Annotated in this window: 19 protein-coding genes and 1 other annotated feature; of the genes, 5 read left to right on the forward strand and 14 right to left on the reverse strand. The window is 30.0% G+C overall.

From position 1 onward, the window contains the following. The first annotated feature begins 14 nt into the window (after positions 1 to 14). Positions 15 to 1,067, forward strand: a complete 1,053-nt coding sequence (locus tag EBB51_RS09040; protein WP_123054169.1) for an iron ABC transporter permease — start codon at positions 15 to 17, stop codon at positions 1,065 to 1,067. Beyond that, the gene (locus tag EBB51_RS09045) at positions 1,068 to 1,868 is read left to right on the forward strand and encodes an ABC transporter ATP-binding protein (RefSeq protein ID WP_123054170.1); all 801 of its coding nucleotides are present in this window, start codon (positions 1,068 to 1,070) and stop codon (positions 1,866 to 1,868) included. An 8-nt stretch (positions 1,869 to 1,876) separates the two neighbouring features. On the opposite strand, the gene EBB51_RS09050 is transcribed toward EBB51_RS09045, so the two are convergent. The 4 genes from EBB51_RS09050 to EBB51_RS09065 form a co-directional block, all read right to left on the reverse strand. Continuing rightward, a complete protein-coding gene (locus EBB51_RS09050; protein ID WP_123054171.1) occupies positions 1,877 to 2,542 on the reverse strand; it encodes a phosphatase PAP2 family protein in 666 nt (221 codons plus the stop codon). A gap of 241 nt (positions 2,543 to 2,783) precedes the next feature. Beyond that, positions 2,784 to 3,875, reverse strand: coding sequence for a glycerol dehydrogenase (locus tag EBB51_RS09055; protein WP_123054172.1), 1,092 nt, complete (start codon positions 3,873 to 3,875; stop codon positions 2,784 to 2,786). A gap of 111 nt (positions 3,876 to 3,986) precedes the next feature. Continuing rightward, positions 3,987 to 5,504 (reverse strand): hypothetical protein, encoded by a 1,518-nt coding sequence (locus EBB51_RS09060; protein WP_123055030.1) that lies wholly within the window; start codon positions 5,502 to 5,504, stop codon positions 3,987 to 3,989. A gap of 25 nt (positions 5,505 to 5,529) precedes the next feature. After that, on the reverse strand, positions 5,530 to 6,444 hold the full coding sequence (locus EBB51_RS09065) for a patatin-like phospholipase family protein (RefSeq protein ID WP_123054173.1): 915 nt from the start codon (positions 6,442 to 6,444) through the stop codon (positions 5,530 to 5,532). Between the two features lie 144 nt (positions 6,445 to 6,588). Here EBB51_RS09065 and EBB51_RS09070 point away from each other — a divergent pair, with 144 nt between their 5' ends. After that, positions 6,589 to 6,861 (forward strand): acylphosphatase, encoded by a 273-nt coding sequence (locus tag EBB51_RS09070; RefSeq protein ID WP_123054174.1) that lies wholly within the window; start codon positions 6,589 to 6,591, stop codon positions 6,859 to 6,861. 50 nt (positions 6,862 to 6,911) lie between these two features. Here the strand turns inward: EBB51_RS09070 and EBB51_RS09075 are convergent, their stop codons facing one another. From EBB51_RS09075 to EBB51_RS09120, 10 genes are all read right to left on the reverse strand, one after another. Beyond that, positions 6,912 to 8,345, reverse strand: a complete 1,434-nt coding sequence (locus EBB51_RS09075; RefSeq protein ID WP_123054175.1) for a DUF4179 domain-containing protein — start codon at positions 8,343 to 8,345, stop codon at positions 6,912 to 6,914. Continuing rightward, complete coding sequence (locus EBB51_RS09080; protein WP_123054176.1) at positions 8,338 to 8,910, reverse strand: sigma-70 family RNA polymerase sigma factor; 573 nt, start codon at positions 8,908 to 8,910, stop codon at positions 8,338 to 8,340. Before EBB51_RS09080 ends, EBB51_RS09075 begins: the two co-directional genes overlap by 8 nt. 231 nt (positions 8,911 to 9,141) lie before the next feature. Further along, a complete protein-coding gene (locus EBB51_RS09085) occupies positions 9,142 to 9,651 on the reverse strand; it encodes a tryptophan transporter (RefSeq protein WP_123054177.1) in 510 nt (169 codons plus the stop codon). Between the two features lie 127 nt (positions 9,652 to 9,778). Further along, positions 9,779 to 10,024 (reverse strand) — a binding site (T-box leader). A gap of 209 nt (positions 10,025 to 10,233) precedes the next feature. Further along, entirely contained in the window at positions 10,234 to 11,289 is a 1,056-nt protein-coding gene (locus tag EBB51_RS09090; RefSeq protein WP_123054178.1) for an ISAs1 family transposase, read from the reverse strand. After that, a complete protein-coding gene (locus tag EBB51_RS09095) occupies positions 11,286 to 11,507 on the reverse strand; it encodes a hypothetical protein (protein WP_123054179.1) in 222 nt (73 codons plus the stop codon). The genes EBB51_RS09090 and EBB51_RS09095 overlap by 4 nt, the downstream gene beginning before the upstream one ends. Before the next feature lie 239 nt (positions 11,508 to 11,746). Then, on the reverse strand, positions 11,747 to 12,217 hold the full coding sequence (locus tag EBB51_RS09100; protein WP_190285254.1) for a helix-turn-helix domain-containing protein: 471 nt from the start codon (positions 12,215 to 12,217) through the stop codon (positions 11,747 to 11,749). A 121-nt stretch (positions 12,218 to 12,338) separates the two neighbouring features. Next, complete coding sequence (locus EBB51_RS09105) at positions 12,339 to 13,061, reverse strand: polymer-forming cytoskeletal protein (RefSeq protein ID WP_243103818.1); 723 nt, start codon at positions 13,059 to 13,061, stop codon at positions 12,339 to 12,341. 1 nt (position 13,062) lies between these two features. Further along, complete coding sequence (locus tag EBB51_RS09110) at positions 13,063 to 13,710, reverse strand: YhbD family protein (RefSeq protein ID WP_123054182.1); 648 nt, start codon at positions 13,708 to 13,710, stop codon at positions 13,063 to 13,065. Between the two features lie 180 nt (positions 13,711 to 13,890). Continuing rightward, positions 13,891 to 14,877, reverse strand: a complete 987-nt coding sequence (locus tag EBB51_RS09115) for an alpha/beta hydrolase (protein ID WP_123054183.1) — start codon at positions 14,875 to 14,877, stop codon at positions 13,891 to 13,893. Further along, a complete protein-coding gene (locus tag EBB51_RS09120) occupies positions 14,867 to 15,439 on the reverse strand; it encodes a MarR family transcriptional regulator (RefSeq protein ID WP_123054184.1) in 573 nt (190 codons plus the stop codon). Before EBB51_RS09120 ends, EBB51_RS09115 begins: the two co-directional genes overlap by 11 nt. 322 nt (positions 15,440 to 15,761) lie before the next feature. On the opposite strand from EBB51_RS09120, the gene EBB51_RS09125 reads away from it, so the two are divergent. Both EBB51_RS09125 and EBB51_RS09130 read left to right on the forward strand, forming a co-directional pair. Further along, positions 15,762 to 16,058 (forward strand): hypothetical protein, encoded by a 297-nt coding sequence (locus tag EBB51_RS09125; RefSeq protein WP_123054185.1) that lies wholly within the window; start codon positions 15,762 to 15,764, stop codon positions 16,056 to 16,058. A 760-nt stretch (positions 16,059 to 16,818) separates the two neighbouring features. Next, the gene (locus EBB51_RS09130; RefSeq protein ID WP_123054186.1) at positions 16,819 to 17,445 is read left to right on the forward strand and encodes an ECF transporter S component; all 627 of its coding nucleotides are present in this window, start codon (positions 16,819 to 16,821) and stop codon (positions 17,443 to 17,445) included. Positions 17,446 to 17,566 lie beyond the last annotated feature (121 nt).

Below are 17,566 nucleotides of genomic sequence, written 5' to 3' on the forward strand. Positions count from 1 at the left end.
AAGAGGATTTTACTATGAACCTTTTTTTAAGTAAAAAGCACTTTAAGTTAAACTTTTGTATTTGTGTAATATTACTTTTCTTAGCTGTAATAATATCAACTACCTTAGGCTCTGCAAATATATCTTTTAAGGAAACATTTTGTATAATGTTAAGTAAGATACCTTTTTTAAACAATCTTATTGGATCTAAAAATATATCACAAGATCATATGCTTATAATACTGCAAATAAGACTTCCCAGAATAATAACATCTGCATTAGTTGGAATGGGATTATCTGTAGTAGGTGCTTCTTTCCAGGCAGTATTTAAAAATCCAATGGCAGATCCATATGTACTTGGAGTATCCTCTGGCTCTGCCTTGGGTGCTGCCATTGGTATCGTACTTGGACTCGATCAATTAAAGTTTGGAACTGCTGCAATTACCATAATAGCTTTTATTGGTTCAATTTTAACTACAATCATAGTTTATAATATTGCAAAGGTAAAAAATAAAATACCAACTACAACATTATTATTAGCAGGTGTATCTATGGGTTTTCTTTTATCTTCACTGATTTCAATAATTATGGTATTTAATAGACAGCAAATTGAAAAAATCCTATTTTGGACAATGGGCAGTGTTTCAGCTGCAAGTTATAAACAAATACTAACTCTCTTACCATTTTTAATTGTTGGTATAATTATAATATTATCTTTTTCAAAAGATTTAAATATAATGTTAACTGGCGATGATACCGCTAGAAGTTTAGGAATAGAAGTTGATACTGTTAAAAAGATAATACTTGGAGTTTCTTCTATAATTGTTGCTGCTTGTGTATCAATAAGCGGCGTAATTGGTTTTGTCGGGTTAATAATTCCCCATGCTGTACGCATGGTATTAGGTCCAGACCATAAGGTATTACTGCCTTTTTCCATGATAGTTGGTGCTATATTTATGATTATTTCAGATACTATTGCAAGGACAATAGCAGCTCCTTCTGAAATACCAGTTGGTGCCATAACAGCTCTATTTGGTTCTCCATATTTTATTTATCTATTAATCAAAACTAAGAAGAAGGTGATGTAGTTGACTTCCTTAAATTCATCTGCAATCAATGTTCAAAACTTGTCTTACAGCTTTAATACAAACGAAATATTACATAAAATAAATATAAATTTTTTAGAAAATAAATTTTATTCAATCATAGGACCAAATGGTTCTGGTAAAACTACTTTTCTAAAAAACATTGCAAAAATTTTAAAGCCAAAAAAGAAGACCGTTTTTATAGAAAATATGGATATCCTTAATTTAAAGAATAAATTTTTAGCAAAGAGACTTGCTGTAGTTCCCCAAGACTCAACTATAGACTTTGACTTTTCAGCTTGGGATATAGTTTTAATGGGAAGGACTCCTTATTTATCAAAATTTGAAAATGAATCGAAAGAAGACTGCGATATTGTAAAAAGTGCAATGAATATGACTAATACATGGCATCTCCGCAATAAACTCATTAACCAATTAAGTGGTGGAGAAAAGCAGAGAGTACTTATAGCAAGGGCACTTGCTCAAGATACGGATATCATATTACTAGATGAGCCAATATCACATCTTGACTTACATCATCAAATTGAAATTTTAGATACTATTAAATCATTAAACGACAAAGTAACTGTAATCACTGTACTGCATGATTTAAATTTAGCTTCTCAATACAGCGATTACTTAATACTTATGGATAATGGTTCAATTGTAAAGCAAGGAACTCCCGAAGAAGTTATGACAGAAGAAACTATTAAAGATGTATATAAAATAAATATATGTATGATAAAAAATCCTGTAAATGGTAAGCCTCATGTAATTCCCATTATACTAGATACAAAAAAATAAATTATAACTTATATTTCTAATTTTCTCCTTAAAGCTGCGATCCAGGGTTGATTTTTTATAACTGCTAAACTTTTTTCCAAATTTAAGCTGACTATTCTATAAATTATTTCACCCTGTACAATAGCAAAAATCAAATCAAAAATTACATGCTGTTTTGTAAATTGGGTAGATATTATAATTATAAAAGCCATAAATATCAATAGTATTTTATTTAATAAAAATTTATTATCAATGTCTTTTGTCCCTTTTACAACTAGATAACATGTAAGTACATGTATACTTGGAAAACAATTATAAGGTTTATCTGTCTTATATATAAGTCTTACTAAATTAGTTAAAATATCATTTCCATATAACTCAGGTCTCGGAACAGTTGTTTGAAAAAAATAGTATATAATGTAACTCGTTATAAGTCCAAATATAATACTGAAAAGTACTTTATAATAAGTCCTTTTATAGTAAAAACAAAAATATACAAGAGACAAAAACATAAATGGGTACCACATTAAATACGGAACTGCAAATAATTTTATAAATGGTATTTTCATATCCATATCTGTAATCATATAATGCACGCCCCTTGATGAATTGCCCAAACAAATATAGAATACATTTACAATTGGAATCAAGAGCATGAAACTTAAATCAAATAAATTATATTTAAGTTTTTTCATACTATTCATCACCCTTATTTTTGATATTAGCCTTAGATAACCTAATCTTAATAAAGTTTGTGTATTTACAATTACATTTATTCAAAAACATAAAAAAACTACTAGCAGCAAAATGCTACTAGCAGCAAAATGCTACTAGCAGTTTTATATTATGGAACATGGTATATTTATATTTTAATCATCTTACTTGACAATTAGATGGCAAATTTATTAACAAATTATTAATAAATTTCAATAACAATTATTTGTGAAGTCTTCCGAAGGCATCTGCAGCCATTATAGCTGCATATACATCATCAGCTGTAACTTTAAAAGGCATATTATGAATAGTTTCTCCTTCTGCACATGCAGCCTCTGCCACTTTTCGTATATCTTCTTCTTTGACTTCACTTATTCCCATATCTTCTAAGGTAATAGGTAAATTTAAATCCATACACAATCCTATTACTTCCTCCAGCTCTTCTATAGGACTATTTTCAAGTAACAATTGGGCAATTGTTCCAAACGCTACCTTTTCACCATGATAGAGATTATGACATTCTTCAAGAACTGTAAACCCATTATGTATTGCATGAGCTCCAGCTAATCCACCACTTTCAAAACCAACTCCACTTAAATAAGTATTGGCTTCAACTACATTTTCTACTGCTTCCGTACAAACTTTATTTTCTACTGCTAATTTTGCTTTAAGTCCATCATCTAAAAGCGTTTCATAGCATAATCTTGCTAGTGCTAAAGCAGCTTTTGTTATCCTTCCACCACTCATATTTACTGCATTTGCTTGTGCACATGCTCTAGCTTCAAAATAAGTAGCTAGTGCATCTCCTATACCTGAAACAAGCAGCCTTACAGGTGCCTTGCAAACAATACCAGTATCAACTAAAACGAGTTCAGGATTTTTAGGAAGCATTAAGTACTTACTAAATACTCCTTGTTCGGTATAAATAACTGAAAGTGCACTGCACGGTGCATCTGTTGAAGCTATAGTAGGAACTATTACTACTGGTGCATTTTCGTAATAAGCTACAGCCTTTGCAGTATCAAATATTTTTCCACCACCTATGCCAACTACAACTTTAGAATTACTCTTTTTTACTCCATCACACAGCCTTTTTATCTCGCTTTCTGAGCATTCACCATTAAACGGTTCAAAGGTTAAACTTACATTTTTTCCTTTGAAGCTTTCTTCTATAACCTTCTGAGTTCTTTTTATTCCATTTGGACTTGCAATTATAAAGAAAGACTTTCCTAAATTTTTAGTGTGTTCACTAAAATTTTTAAGTTCTCCATTTCCTTGTATATATTTACTTGGTGATATTATTATTTTTGCCATGTTTATAACTCCTTTCCAATGCATTGTTATTATAGTGACATTTTTTTTAATTTTAGCATAACTTATAACAATTGTTCAAGAGTTTCCTTAATTATCCTCTGTCCTCTGTTTTTAATCCCTGTTTATAGGAAATCCTTCTTTAAAATATGTTCTTGGATATAATAAGTCTTTTACTTTTTCTTTGCTGCACTTTCCATTTTTCATAAATACATCTGGTATACCTTTTAGTGATATCCTTACATTTTCTATATTAAATATATCACATACATTTTCTATACAATCCAATGTTTCTTTATTTTTACCTTCTCTTAAATATTTAGTTATATCATCTCCAGTAATCCATCCTTTTTCAGAATAATCCTTATCATAATTTAAAACAGTACACTTTAATTTACTCTTATCGTTTCCTGCAATAGATGACATAAAGAAAGTTTTCACCATTATATCATCTATAGGAAGGCTGTAACCTGCAAAAATTATATGTTTGGCATTTTTCATTAGTAATCCAACTTCTGTTTTAACTTCTTCTAATGGAGCAATATTCTGCCTTTTTGCCATAGTTTGCATTATAAGAGGCATATCTGATGGATAAGTTATTTGTCCGCAATATGGGCATTCTATAGCTCCTCTCTTGCTTTTTAGTTCCTTTACACCTCTATACTTCCAATTTTGTTGTAATTCATCTACTATTGACGGTCCAAAAACTTCGGTAGAAAGTCTGCACCAACTTCCACCAAAAGTAGTAATATATTTACCACATTCAGGGCATATCCTTGAGTCAAAAATTCCATGTGGAAATAACATTTTTCCTATTCTTATAATTCTAGAAGGATATTCATAGTCATTAATCCTCTTGCATTGAGGTTCTCCTACTGTATACCATATTTCATTATCAGTACTATCTAGTTTTCTACCTGCTATTTGAGTTCCAAAGTCATCAAACAATCTAAGTTTTAATCCACATTTCAAATATGATGGATTGTCGTTATACTCTTTATGAGCATTAAAAACATTCCACATTATTATAGGATCCCAATTAAAGGATATAATTGCATATGAATAAAGGTAAAATCTCCTGCTGTTTCTAAGATAACCTCTTTTGTCAAATTCAAATGACTCTTCTTCCATGAGTTCCGTAAGAGTTTTTGAAAGTTCATAATACGGTTCAAGTTTATTTTTATCCATATATCCTGGTTCACATTGTATACTAAGTCTTTCTAATTCTTCAATCAATAAAATAAGGCATCTTTTAGCACCTTCTACCCTCTCACTTCTTAAAAACTGAGTACTCCCATTTATAAAAGCATTAAAACCCATACCATTGTCAATTAATTGATCTAGCATTGTAAAAAGCTCATGCATGTCTATTTTAGTATTTGTACCTATAATCAGCTGCAGAGCTTCTAAATCATATATTTTAGATAATATGGGATGATAGACTAAATCTTCTGTAACAAGCTTCTTAAATGCTTTTTTTAATGTGTCATCTTTGCCTTCTAAAAATGAAAAATCATTTTGATTTATTTTAATTACAATTTCAATTAATTCTTTAGTTGCGTAGAGTCCAAGGGACTCAGTAGCTCCAGCACCCCAAAGTATAACCGTTTCAGGCCAGTATTTTTCAGACATATTAATCACCCGTATCCTCTTTTATTTAATTTGACTTTCTGTGTTTGTTAACATATTCTCTAAAATTCCATCTGGTAAAAAAGTCATAAGCAGCTTTATATCCTGCTTCAAATAACTTCATGCTTTTAGCCTTACTTATATTAAAGTCAGTAGTTTTGACTCCTATAGTTGGTATTGATATAGTTCTAATCATATCTTTATCTGATATATACGTTTCATCATAAGTTTCTATTATGCACTCTGCTAAGTCCAGCACATATGAAATAAAATTATCCTCCCTATTACTATAACACTTTTCCAGTTTTTCAAACTTGAGTCCAAAAGTCGGCCACCTTGGAACTCCTTCAACATCAAATATCCACACTGGAAAATTACTTAATATTCCTCCATCGACTATATAACTATTTATATTGTTATACTTTAAAAGTACTGGTTTAAAATAAAAAGGTATACTTATACTCATTCTAACAGCAGTTGAAATCTTGAATTCCATAGGATCTATACCATAGTATTTTATATCATCTGGAAGTATTAAAAGACGCTTTTTAGTTACATCAGCTGCTATTATTTTTAAATTTGATTTTCCACTAGAACTCACATCTTTAAACTTGGTCTTATTCTTAGCGTTTAAAAGTGCCTCAATCCAGGTTTCTAGATAGCTTCCAGAATACAGTCCCTTACTTACTGCCATTTTTAATATCTTAAGAGGCAGTGGTAAATACTTGCTCTTATCAATAAATTTAGTGTAGTCGAGACTCATAAGCATATTTTTTAAATCCTGTCCGCTGTACCCTGCAGCTAAAAGTGAAGCTATAATTGCTCCTGCAGAACTTCCAGCAACCCTTTGCCACTTATATCCACTTTGTTCTAGATAACAGATGGCTCCTACAAATCCAATAGCCTTAACCCCTCCACCCTGAAAAACAATATCTGCTTTCAATTTTTAATAATCACCTCAAAAAAATGTATTCACTATATTCTATTATTTTATATAAAATTTGTTCATAGATTTTTCCGGTTATAAAATTTGCAAAATTAACCTATATGTATTAAAATGTCATATTATATGAGGAAGGTGTATTAAATGAGCAGATATTTTATTCAAGTTTTTGGAAGAGTCCAGGGAGTGGGTTTTAGATACTCTGCAAGTTTTTGGGCAAAATCACTTAACTTGACTGGATGGGTCAAAAATTGTGAAGACGGAAGTGTTCAAATGGAAGTTCAAGGAGATACCAAAGACATATCTTCATTTATAGATAAAATTGAAAATGGCGGCAGATTCATACATGTAGAAGATAAGATATGCAGAAAAATATGTACCATTGATAGTGAGAAATATTTTAGAGTTGCCTACTAAAACATGTAAATATAGAGTTTATAGACTCTATATTTACAGTATTTATAATTTTACTTGTCAGATAAATCTATTTTAAATTTCAAATCATCTCTTATTTCATAACCGCTAAAAGCATTGGTTCCTATTTTATATTTTTTGTTCTTGTCTAAAGACTCAAATTCCATAATATATAAGTTAGGGTTATCCTTATCTTTTTTAATACTAAAGTCATTATTTTTTCTTTGGACTACTTTTTCATCACTATTTATTATAAACAATTCTTTTGCTTGCACTGCCGGTAGTTTTCCCTGTGCTGTGTATCTAACAATTGTCTTATCCTTGTCTGTATATATTTCTTTAATTGTAAGCTTACCCATTTTCCCCTGCGAAAGTTCTATAGGATATTTTCCATCTATGTTTTTATATATCGGAGATACTTCAACATTATTTTCACCATAATTAACCTTATATGGTATAACAGTCAAATATTTCGGGATATGCTTTGAGCTAACAAATCTATATTCATACTCAAAATCACTTGATGCAGAATTTTTGACTTCATCACCCGAAATACCTTTTTCTGAAATTTCATCACCATTATCATCAAAAATAAACCATTGATTATATTCATATTTTTTATTATCCTGTCTATTGTACTTCCCTGTAACATTTATTATAGTATTTATAGGTGTAAAGCTCACTTTTTTAACATCAATAGTTGTATCAGGAAATTTTATAATAGTATTAGGTTTAAATGTCTTGGTGTTTTTTAGCACTTCATCTTTTGAAATACTAAATTTAAAATTCCAATTTCCTTTTATGTTATATATATTTGTTATATTCAAATCTACATTAAAAATAGATGGAAGATTTTTATCTCCTATATCCATGGTTTCTGAATTTACATAAGTGTGACTGTCTAAATATTTACCATCACTTCCTGAACCACTTGAAGGACGTTTACCATTTATTTTTAAATACTGTATTAATCCAAAAGGAACAAAATTACTGTCTTTACCCTGCATTTCAATAATTTCTTTTCCACTTTTCATTAGGTCTTTTATATTTCCTTTAGATTTTACAGTGTAACCTATCATCAAACTACTATCATCACACACTACTTCATTTATAGTAAAAGTTATTTCTTTATCCGCTGCACTTTTATTTATCACCTCGGAATATTCCTGATATTCTCCATGATCACTTTTATTTTCTCTATTTATGAGTTGAATTATGGATTTAAATGCAGAAACATTTTTAGCAAGAACGGGTACTCCCACTCCTGCGGCAATTGATATTACGACAATCACTGCACAAGCTGCTGCTTTATACCTGAATTTTCTAAAACTATTTTTAGTTTCAACTTGTTTTAATAATTTCTTTTTTAATTTTTTCTTTCTCAAATCATCCATTTTTAAATCTGTATCATCATTTTCTTTATCATCTGTATATATATAATTAAATAGTTCAAGCATATCTTTTTCATCAAATAAGTCTTTATTCATTTATACAACCTCCATTTCTTAAAAAGATAAGTTTTTTCTTTAAAACTTTTCTTCCTCTTGAAAGTCTATTGTCAACCGCACTTCTATTCATTCCTAAAGAATTTGCTATGTCAACTATATCTTCCTGGACAAGATACCTTCTTATGAAAATCTCCCTATCTATCTCATTTAATTCTTTTATAAGTTTAATAACTTCATTTTTGTTTTCTTTCGATATAATCAAACTTTCTACCTGTTCCTTTGATTCAAGCATGTAATCTTCTATACAATCTACCTTTATATCTTTAATAACTTTTTTCTTATAATTTATTGCCCTATATTTTGCCACTGCTTTAAACCAATACTTAAAATTTCCCTTCTTGTCATCAAACTTATCTGCATTGTTCCATAAACACATAAATATATCATTAATACATTCATCTATATAAGTAGAATACCTATTAGAACCAAATATCGAAAAAACTATTTTATATATATAATCAGAATAACTATCAAAAGCATATTCCAACGCCTTTGGATTCTTATTTTTAATTTCTGTAATAAAATTGTTGTCACTTATATGCATTTTCCCCTCCTAATATTTTATAATCAAGTTAGTAAATATTTTAAAAGGCCTTTCATATAATAATACAAATCTATTTATATATTTCTATCATACAATCATACACCCCAGGGGTGTAATTTTTTCCAGTATAAAAAAAGACATGTGCTATTACCATGTCTTTTCTATATTATCATACTAATTTTTTGACATTTAAATGGAAGCTTACATTTAATAAATAGTTTCATTTTAAATTTAAGCTGCTGCTCTTCTTTTTATAGCAGCATTTACAGCATTAAATAATACTACTGCAGCTATGGTATTTATAACTACTGCTGGAATGACTACTGATAATACCAATGCCTTAAAACTTGTTGGTAATCCAACTATTACAAAAGCAGCACTTAAAAATACGATTCCGCTTATAAAAGTTCCAATTGCTGTAGTAATCATAATTTTTATTTGACTATTTAACTTTTGTCTAAAAGGCTTTAATAGTAAGAACATAACATTTGTAGTTACAATTTTATCTACTACATTAGGTATTTGTCCTCCTGGAAAGCCAGTAGTCGCAGCTGACAATACTCCAGCTATTATTCCTGCACACATGCAAGATTTATAATCTTCGTTTAATATCATTATGATAAATAACATAGCTAACGAAAAGTCTGGTTTCATACCCAAAAATAAAGGTGGAGTCATTTGGTGCAGTATTGTACCTACTGCTAAAAGTAGTGAATTTATAACTAATTTTCTTATATTCATAATAAAAATCTCCTCTCAATATACACATTTAATAATTTTAAAATAAATTCATTATTTATATAGAAAGCCGGCTTCTATCTATTAAATAAAAAATTATAAAAATAAAAAATCTCCGTCCTAATAATATTATTAGGACGGAGATAACACTTCCGCGGTACCACCTAAATTACGTTAAAAAACGCCTCTTATTCAGATACAAACATATCCTAACCATTATATCGTATGGTACACGGTAACCACTACTCTTCAAAATTGAATTTCAATTTACTTCTCAGAGGTCCATTCACCAACAAGCTGTAGTATTGAGATCTCACCATCCTCAACTCTCTTTAACTAAACTAATTTAGCTACTCTTCCTCATCAACGATTTTATCTATTAAATTAGATTTATTTTAACACCAATAATCAAGGTTGTCAATAACTAAAATCACCATGATCAGGGCAAACACATCTTTATATTGTATTTTGTTCCAATGTAAAGATGTGTTTTTAAAATATGTAAAATAACTTTTGTAAGTGTGTATTTGTTTCAATGTTCTGTAAATTAATCATCCACTTATCCTTGGGGTATCATTATTTCTTCTATTCTTTACCTCGTAGAGGGTTAAAAATAACTTTTTCTAAGTAACTTTTATCTAAAGCGCATCTAAGTTTCTTCAAATTCAAGCTTTTCTTTGAAGTTTTTTCTTCCCTAAGTAAATTTAATGATAAGTGTCGTAAGACTGCTAGATTTCCAGCAGAATTATTCTTCCTAGCTCTACGCTTATCTTCGTTAAAAGAAACATCTAGAACCCAATGAAGTTTATTCTCTATGCCCCAATGTTGTCTCACATCCTTAGAAAACAATTCTATTGATTCAAGGCTAGTTATATAATAGCTACGTTCAAATGTTTCTTTATCCCCAACAATTCGCTCTCGCTCAACCATTCCAATTGATTTAATATTTTTCCGATTACCTTTGTTATCTAACCATGAAATATCATTAACTAAATAATACTTTCTTGTTTCGATTCTTCCATGATTTTTTTCTTTAGTAATAAGTTTAAGTACATCTACATCTTTGATTTCATCTTTTATTATTGAATCAAAAAATAATTCTACATTATTATAAAGAGTTCCTTGACTTTTCTTTAATGCTAATATGTAATCTGCTTCTTTTTCTATAATTGCTTCAGCTATTTTCTTTTGAGTACCCATAGCATCAATAGTAACAATGGTGTTCTTTAACTCTAATAGTTCTAGTAATTTAGAAATTGCTGTAATCTCATTGGACTTATCTTCTGTTTTGATTTGACCTAAAACTACTTGGTTTTCATTTGCCCAGGCACTAACCATGTGAATTGCTTTTTGATTTGAACTACCGCAAGACGAACCTCTTAGTGTTTTGCCATCTATAGATACTATTTCACCTTTTACTAAATTAGATAACTCTTTAATCAGTTCATTAAAACATTTTTGAAATTGTTTAGGATCTATTTGAGAAAATACCCTGTTAAATGTGTCATGTGATGAAATTCCATTAGGAAGCTCAAAATACCTTCTTAGCCATTCTTCGCTTGCTTCTGAAAATTCTACAATACCATTATAGGATTCAGCACCACTAGTTATAGCACATATAGCTATTCCTATAATATCTATAAACTTATGCCTTTTATTGTCATTTGTCTATATCCAAGAATTCCACCTTTTGCCTCATAGGCATCTTTTATTAGCAGTATCAATACTTTATTAAACATTTCATTTTTATTTTCTTTGCGGCTTAACCATTTATAATAAGAAGAGCGTGGAATTTCTGCAAATTTACATAATACCGAAATAGGATATTCTTTTTCATTGTGTATTTCTTGAATCGCCACATAAATATTTTCATTCTGAACTTGGCTTAAAATCGCCTCTTCTCTATTTCGTCGAGTTTTTTTAAGAATTCCATCTCCATTTCTTTTCGCTTGTTTTCTGCCTTTAACAGACGATTTTCAGTGCGAAGTTTTTCCAACCCTGACATTTTATCTTCAGGTTTAATATGACCTCCGCAGTCAAGCAGTCCTTTAACTCCGTTTGTCTTATATTTTTTAAGCCAGGTGTAAACCTGTTGGTATTATACTTGATATTTTTCAGCTGTTTGAGCATAGTTATTTTCATTCTCAATACAGCATTTAACTATTGTAATCCGTTCTTCATAAGTGGTTTTTCGTCCTTTAGTCATGATAGTTGTTCCTCCTGTTCCAGAGGTTTTTAATTCCTCATGACTATTATACTTTATAATCCACTTTCTGAGTTGAGTTGTACTACGCATTTTATATTTAATTAAAATTTCTGGTACTGAAAGCCTACGTCTGAAATAATCGTGTACTGCATTTTTCTTTATATATGAAGAATATTTTCTGCACTTATTATTTTCCTTAAATGCAGTAATTCCAAAAGTCTTATATAAACGGAGCCAATCTTTAAACCCAGATTGACTTACATTATATATACGACAGCTTTCTCTGAATCCATTAGTACCATTAAGATATTCAGTTACAATCTTTACTTTTTCTTCAAAGGAAAACTTATGTTTAAATGACACTGAAAACACTCCTTCCTAAGTAAACAAGTTTTATTATTTCACTTGTCTACCTAGGAGGGAGCATATCAAAATTAGTATAACAGTCAATTTTTATTATGTAAACTTCCAAATGTTCTATAATTTAATCTATTTTTTCACAAACTGTCTTAGAAGTACTATCAATATTTATTTCATTCCTATATTCTACAGTTTCAATATTACAGTTATCTCCTATTGTAACATTGTTTCCTCTTACTATCTTTGCTGTAGTATTTTCAAGAAAAACATCATCACCTTCAATTGTATTTGCTTCAAGTCCATTACTATTCATAAAAAGGTTTAGCATTTTAACAAAAAAATGGCCCTTTCCTAATCTTACTTTTATATTTTCTCCTCCTATATCTTTTACTCTACAGCTCCCATACATCTCTATATCAATATTCCCTGCATTTAGTAGTCCTCCTATTTTAAATCCACCTCTTGCATTAAAATTTTCTGCCTCACAGTCGCCATCTATAGAAACTGAACCTGATATTTGTATATCTTCTGTATGCAAACCGCCTCCTATATCGGAAGATCCACTTATTTTCACTTTTCTTGCATTAACATCCCCTAATATATGTGAAGATCCGCTTACAGTTATTTCATTAGTATCAAGATCTCCTGTTATTTTAGTGCTGCCGCTAATTCCAACTGTTTCAGCCTTTACATTTCCATTAGCAGAGGAAGATCCTGAGCACTTATAAGTATAACATTCTATATCTCCTTCAACTTTAGCTGAACCACTGATTTTTACTTCATTATATTTCCCACCGCTGATTTTTCCTGATCCAGAAATTTTCATATCGACTAATTTTTCTTCCATTTTAAAGCTTCCCTTCATTATACAAATTTATTTTTGATTTTAACTCTTCTACACATTCTCCAGCATTTACCTTTAATACAAGTACAGCTTCCCTTTCAATATATATTTCATTAGGTATTAGCATTAAAAAACATAATCCTACTCCAAATTTTCTTATAAGCACTACATCACAATATCTACCATCAAAATTTTTGTAGTTTTTTTCTAAAGTATCAAGTACCAGTTTTCCTTCTTCTAAACTTGCCTTACCAGACTTGATAAACCTATCTACAATACCCATAAATAATAACTCATTAAAATAAAATCCATTACTTTCTTTATGAGCAGTTTTATATAGATTTATCGCAATCTGTGAAACAATGTTTTGTTTCAATACATCACTTTCTTCTAAAAATACTGTTGAAAGATTTGGAGAAAATATTCTTGCTAGCTCATCTAATGATATATCTTTTTTAAAACTTTTAATTTTTTCTACTCTTTCTAGTATTTCTTTTCTTGGAAAAAATGTTTCCTGACCTGTAAAGCTGGACTTTTTTATAAACCACTCCTCAGGTATAAGATTTTTCCTCTTCCATCTATATAATTGCCCATAGGATATATCCGTTATTTTAAGCAATTCTTTTTTAGAAATTAGATTTTCTTCTTCCATATGTTCATTCCCCTCTTCAACTATTTTATAAAAACAGTATAACATAACATTGTTACATTAGCAATGTTAGTTGAAAATAAAAAAATTAGGAACTATACATATATGTTGCAAAGTTCCCCTACTCAAATAAATTTTCTACTTCAGATTCTTGATAATACCTCATCATATCATATTTTAGCCTTATATAACCGATACCTGTTGATAAACTGATTCTTTTTTATTTATTGCTGACAATACATCAAACACAAGATCAGGTTGATCCATCATCAAAAAGTGTCCTGCATTAGGAATTATAAATATATCTTTATTTGGTGCTTTTATATCTTTAAAATAATCTTCAGCTATAACATGAGGAGCTTGCCAATCCCTTCCCCCCAAAATGTAATATACCGGCACCTTATATTCTTTGGATTCTCTGCGTAGATTAAAGCCCTCAAGGAAACTGTGAACCTTTGAATTTGCCTTAAAAATCTTCATAAATGCTATAATATCGGAGAACTTAAAAATGGGGCTTTTAAATGCAGCTATCCAGATATCAATGCCTATCTCCATACCTAATTTGTATTTTCCCTGAAGCTTACGAACTACATTACATTTTCTCAAAAACTCTTTATCAAAAACAGTTTTGCTGCCAGGATATTCACCTATACTTTCAAGCTTTTTCAATGATTTTTTATCATCTGCTTCTTCAATCATTTCTTTAACTTTGTTATAGCCTACCTGCTCATTTTCCACCATACCAATAACCTGTCCAGCACCAATATAATACTCTACATCTTCCGGATGCTTTCTGATAAATACCGACCCAAGAACACTTCCCCAGAAATGGCCAAATATAACAATCTTTTTCTTGTTATATTTTTTCTTAAGATACTGGATAACTTCAAATAAGTCCTGAAGCATCAACTCTATTGTAGGAAGTTTATCCGGATTCTTAGTCAGGGTCTTCCCAGCACCCCTCTGATCCCAATGAACCACAGTATATATTTCTTCCCATCTATCTTGAAATAATCCTGTAAATAAGGATTCCGCCGAACCCGGTCCTCCGTGTAAAAATAACATTACAGGATTATCAAAGCTTGTTCCTAGATGATACAGAAACTGATCTATTCCATTAATCCTTACATATTCAAAAGTACATATTAACCTGTTGTTTTTATTTCTCATAATTTTTCCTCTCCTTTCTTTGATTTTTTCTTATATTTTCAAATTCCTTTAATATTCTTGCTGCGTCATCTTTCTGACTTTCATCTACTTTTAAATTACTATCTTCTTCAAAGCCATCTTGTTCTTCACCATCAAATCGATACAGTTTTTTCAGCATTCCCCAAATAGTTTCTAGCTCTTCAGTTGAAAAATCCTTAAAAAGCTGTGCCATAAAGAATATTCCTCTTTCTGAAACTTGATACAATACCTGCTTTCCAGTTTCCGTAATTATTACATTAACAGCACGTCTATCTTCAGGATTAGGCATAACATCAACATATCCCTTTTTCTGCATGACAGTAACAATTTGTTTTACATTTTGTTTAGTGGAACCAAGCTTTCTTGCAATATTATTAAAGGTAGTTTTACCTTCAGATAAATGAGCAATTGCAACCATGGTCATATACTGCCTTGAAGTCAAATTTCCAAGGTATTCATCTCCTCTTACCTGAAGCTTATTGGCCAGTGAAAATAACGTTGCATAGGTTTGTTCCATTAAAAATATTTCTCTATATGTATCCATAAAAGTTTTTCCTCCTATAAGACAATATATTGTCTTACTATAGTTTAATAATATTTTTTATATTTGTCAATATATTGTCTATTATTTTATTATATAATCCAGCAAATAATAAGATGTACCAGTCCTTATTATTCTTTGATCAATAAATCTTACTTAGTGGGAGTTTGTTTCTCCCACTAAGTTTAGATAAATATTTTCCACTTACTACAGGCTTAGCCTTGATTTTGTGTCCATAGTAAAGTCATGTTATAATCTATTTGTTATGTTAATTCAAAGCAAGAATATTATTTAAACGAGGTATAGTATATGATTGGAATAATGTTTGTATGTCACAGCAACATATGCCGTTCAGCTCACCAAATTAGATTATCAGAAGTATGATTATATCATAGGAATGAAGGAGTATAATATAAGAAATATTCTCAGAGTAATTGGACAAGATCCTGAAAACAAAGTTATAAAACTTCTTCATTTTTCAGCTACTTCAGGTGACATTGCAGATCCCTGGTACACAGGTAATTTCGACGAAACCTATGATGATATAAAAGCGAATTGTGAATCTCTTTTAAAATACATATCAAATAAAGCTTCATATAAAAATGCTTCATGCTTGATATAACAAAGGTGAAACTTATAATCAATTAAATTCTTATTTCTCTCATTATTTACTTCTTAAGTTAATTCTTTTATCTTATTTTTAAGATCTTCATATATTACCTACTCATAGACCCCATCCTTTATCACAGAGTTGACACCCCTCTGCTACCACAGCTATAGTATTCCTTTTTCGTCTAATATAGTGGCTTCAATTTCACTTAATATTTTTTCACTAATACTATTCGAATGTACAATATTTCAATACATAGTTTTCCCAATTTACATTCATATGTGCATATCATACCGTATCATTACATTTTTATCAAAAATAAGGTACATATTGATACCTGAGCCATAAAAGGTTTTGAAATTTTGTATGATAAGTAGTTTTATGATATAATTACCCATTGTCGTTAAACAATGACTAAATAAAAAATGTAAAGTGAGTAATGGACTTAATGCTTGGTTGAAAGAACTTAACATTGAATATAGTTGGATTAATAGTGAAGAAACTGGTTGGGATAAATTGATTATAACTGGATTTGGATTATATAAGCAGAAATAAACAGAGTTCTTGGTTTCAGGTGGAGTTTTTTTCTCCATCTGAGTCTTATTAACAGTATTCTTAGTGTCTTTAGCACTTAGCATACGTTATCCTTATAGTTTTGGTTACAAATATTACATTTTGCTAGTGTATCGATACATTAGTTATGTCATCCTTCTAATGCTATAATATCCGTAATGTTTTAGTAAAATACCATTTATTACAAAGAGGACATTATATGAGAAACAAAAATTCAAGACTAATCAAATTAATTCAAACTGCATTATTAGCAGCATTATGTTTTATATCATTTACTTTTCTTCAAATTAAAATTCCAGTGCCAGGAGGAGATGCAACTTCATTACATGTGGGCAATGCCTTCTGTATACTTGCTGCTTTACTTCTCGGCGGATGGTATGGCGGACTTGCTGGAGCTATAGGAATGACACTATCAGATCTTTTAGATCCCGTATATATTTTAGGAGCACCTAAAACCTTTGTATTAAAATTGTGCATTGGATTGATAACAGGGTTAATTGCCCATAATTATGCTAAAATAAACGATAGTAATGATAAAGCTTATGTTCTTAAATGGGCCATTATTGCTTCAGCTTGTGGACTCGCATTTAATGTAACTTTTGATCCTATTGTAGGATACTTTTACAAGCAGTACATCCTGGGACAACCCCAAAAAGCAGCATTAATTTTAACAAAATTTAATGCAGTTACTACACTTATCAACGCAGTAGTCTCTATAATATTAGTAAGTCTTATTTATAGTGCCCTAATCCCAATTTTAAAAAAATCAGGACTTTTATTAACAGAAGAAAAGAGAATAAAATCAGACAATAAAAAAGCCTCTTAATCAGCAAAAATAACTTCTTATAGGCAGAACTCTGTTTATTCCATCTATAAGAAGTTTTACAAGTTTCATTACTTATTATAAATCCACTTATCTGATTGGCTACCTACTGTAACACTCCCAC

Source organism: Clostridium sp. JN-1 (assembly GCF_003718715.1).
Lineage (GTDB): Bacteria > Bacillota > Clostridia > Clostridiales > Clostridiaceae > Clostridium_AV.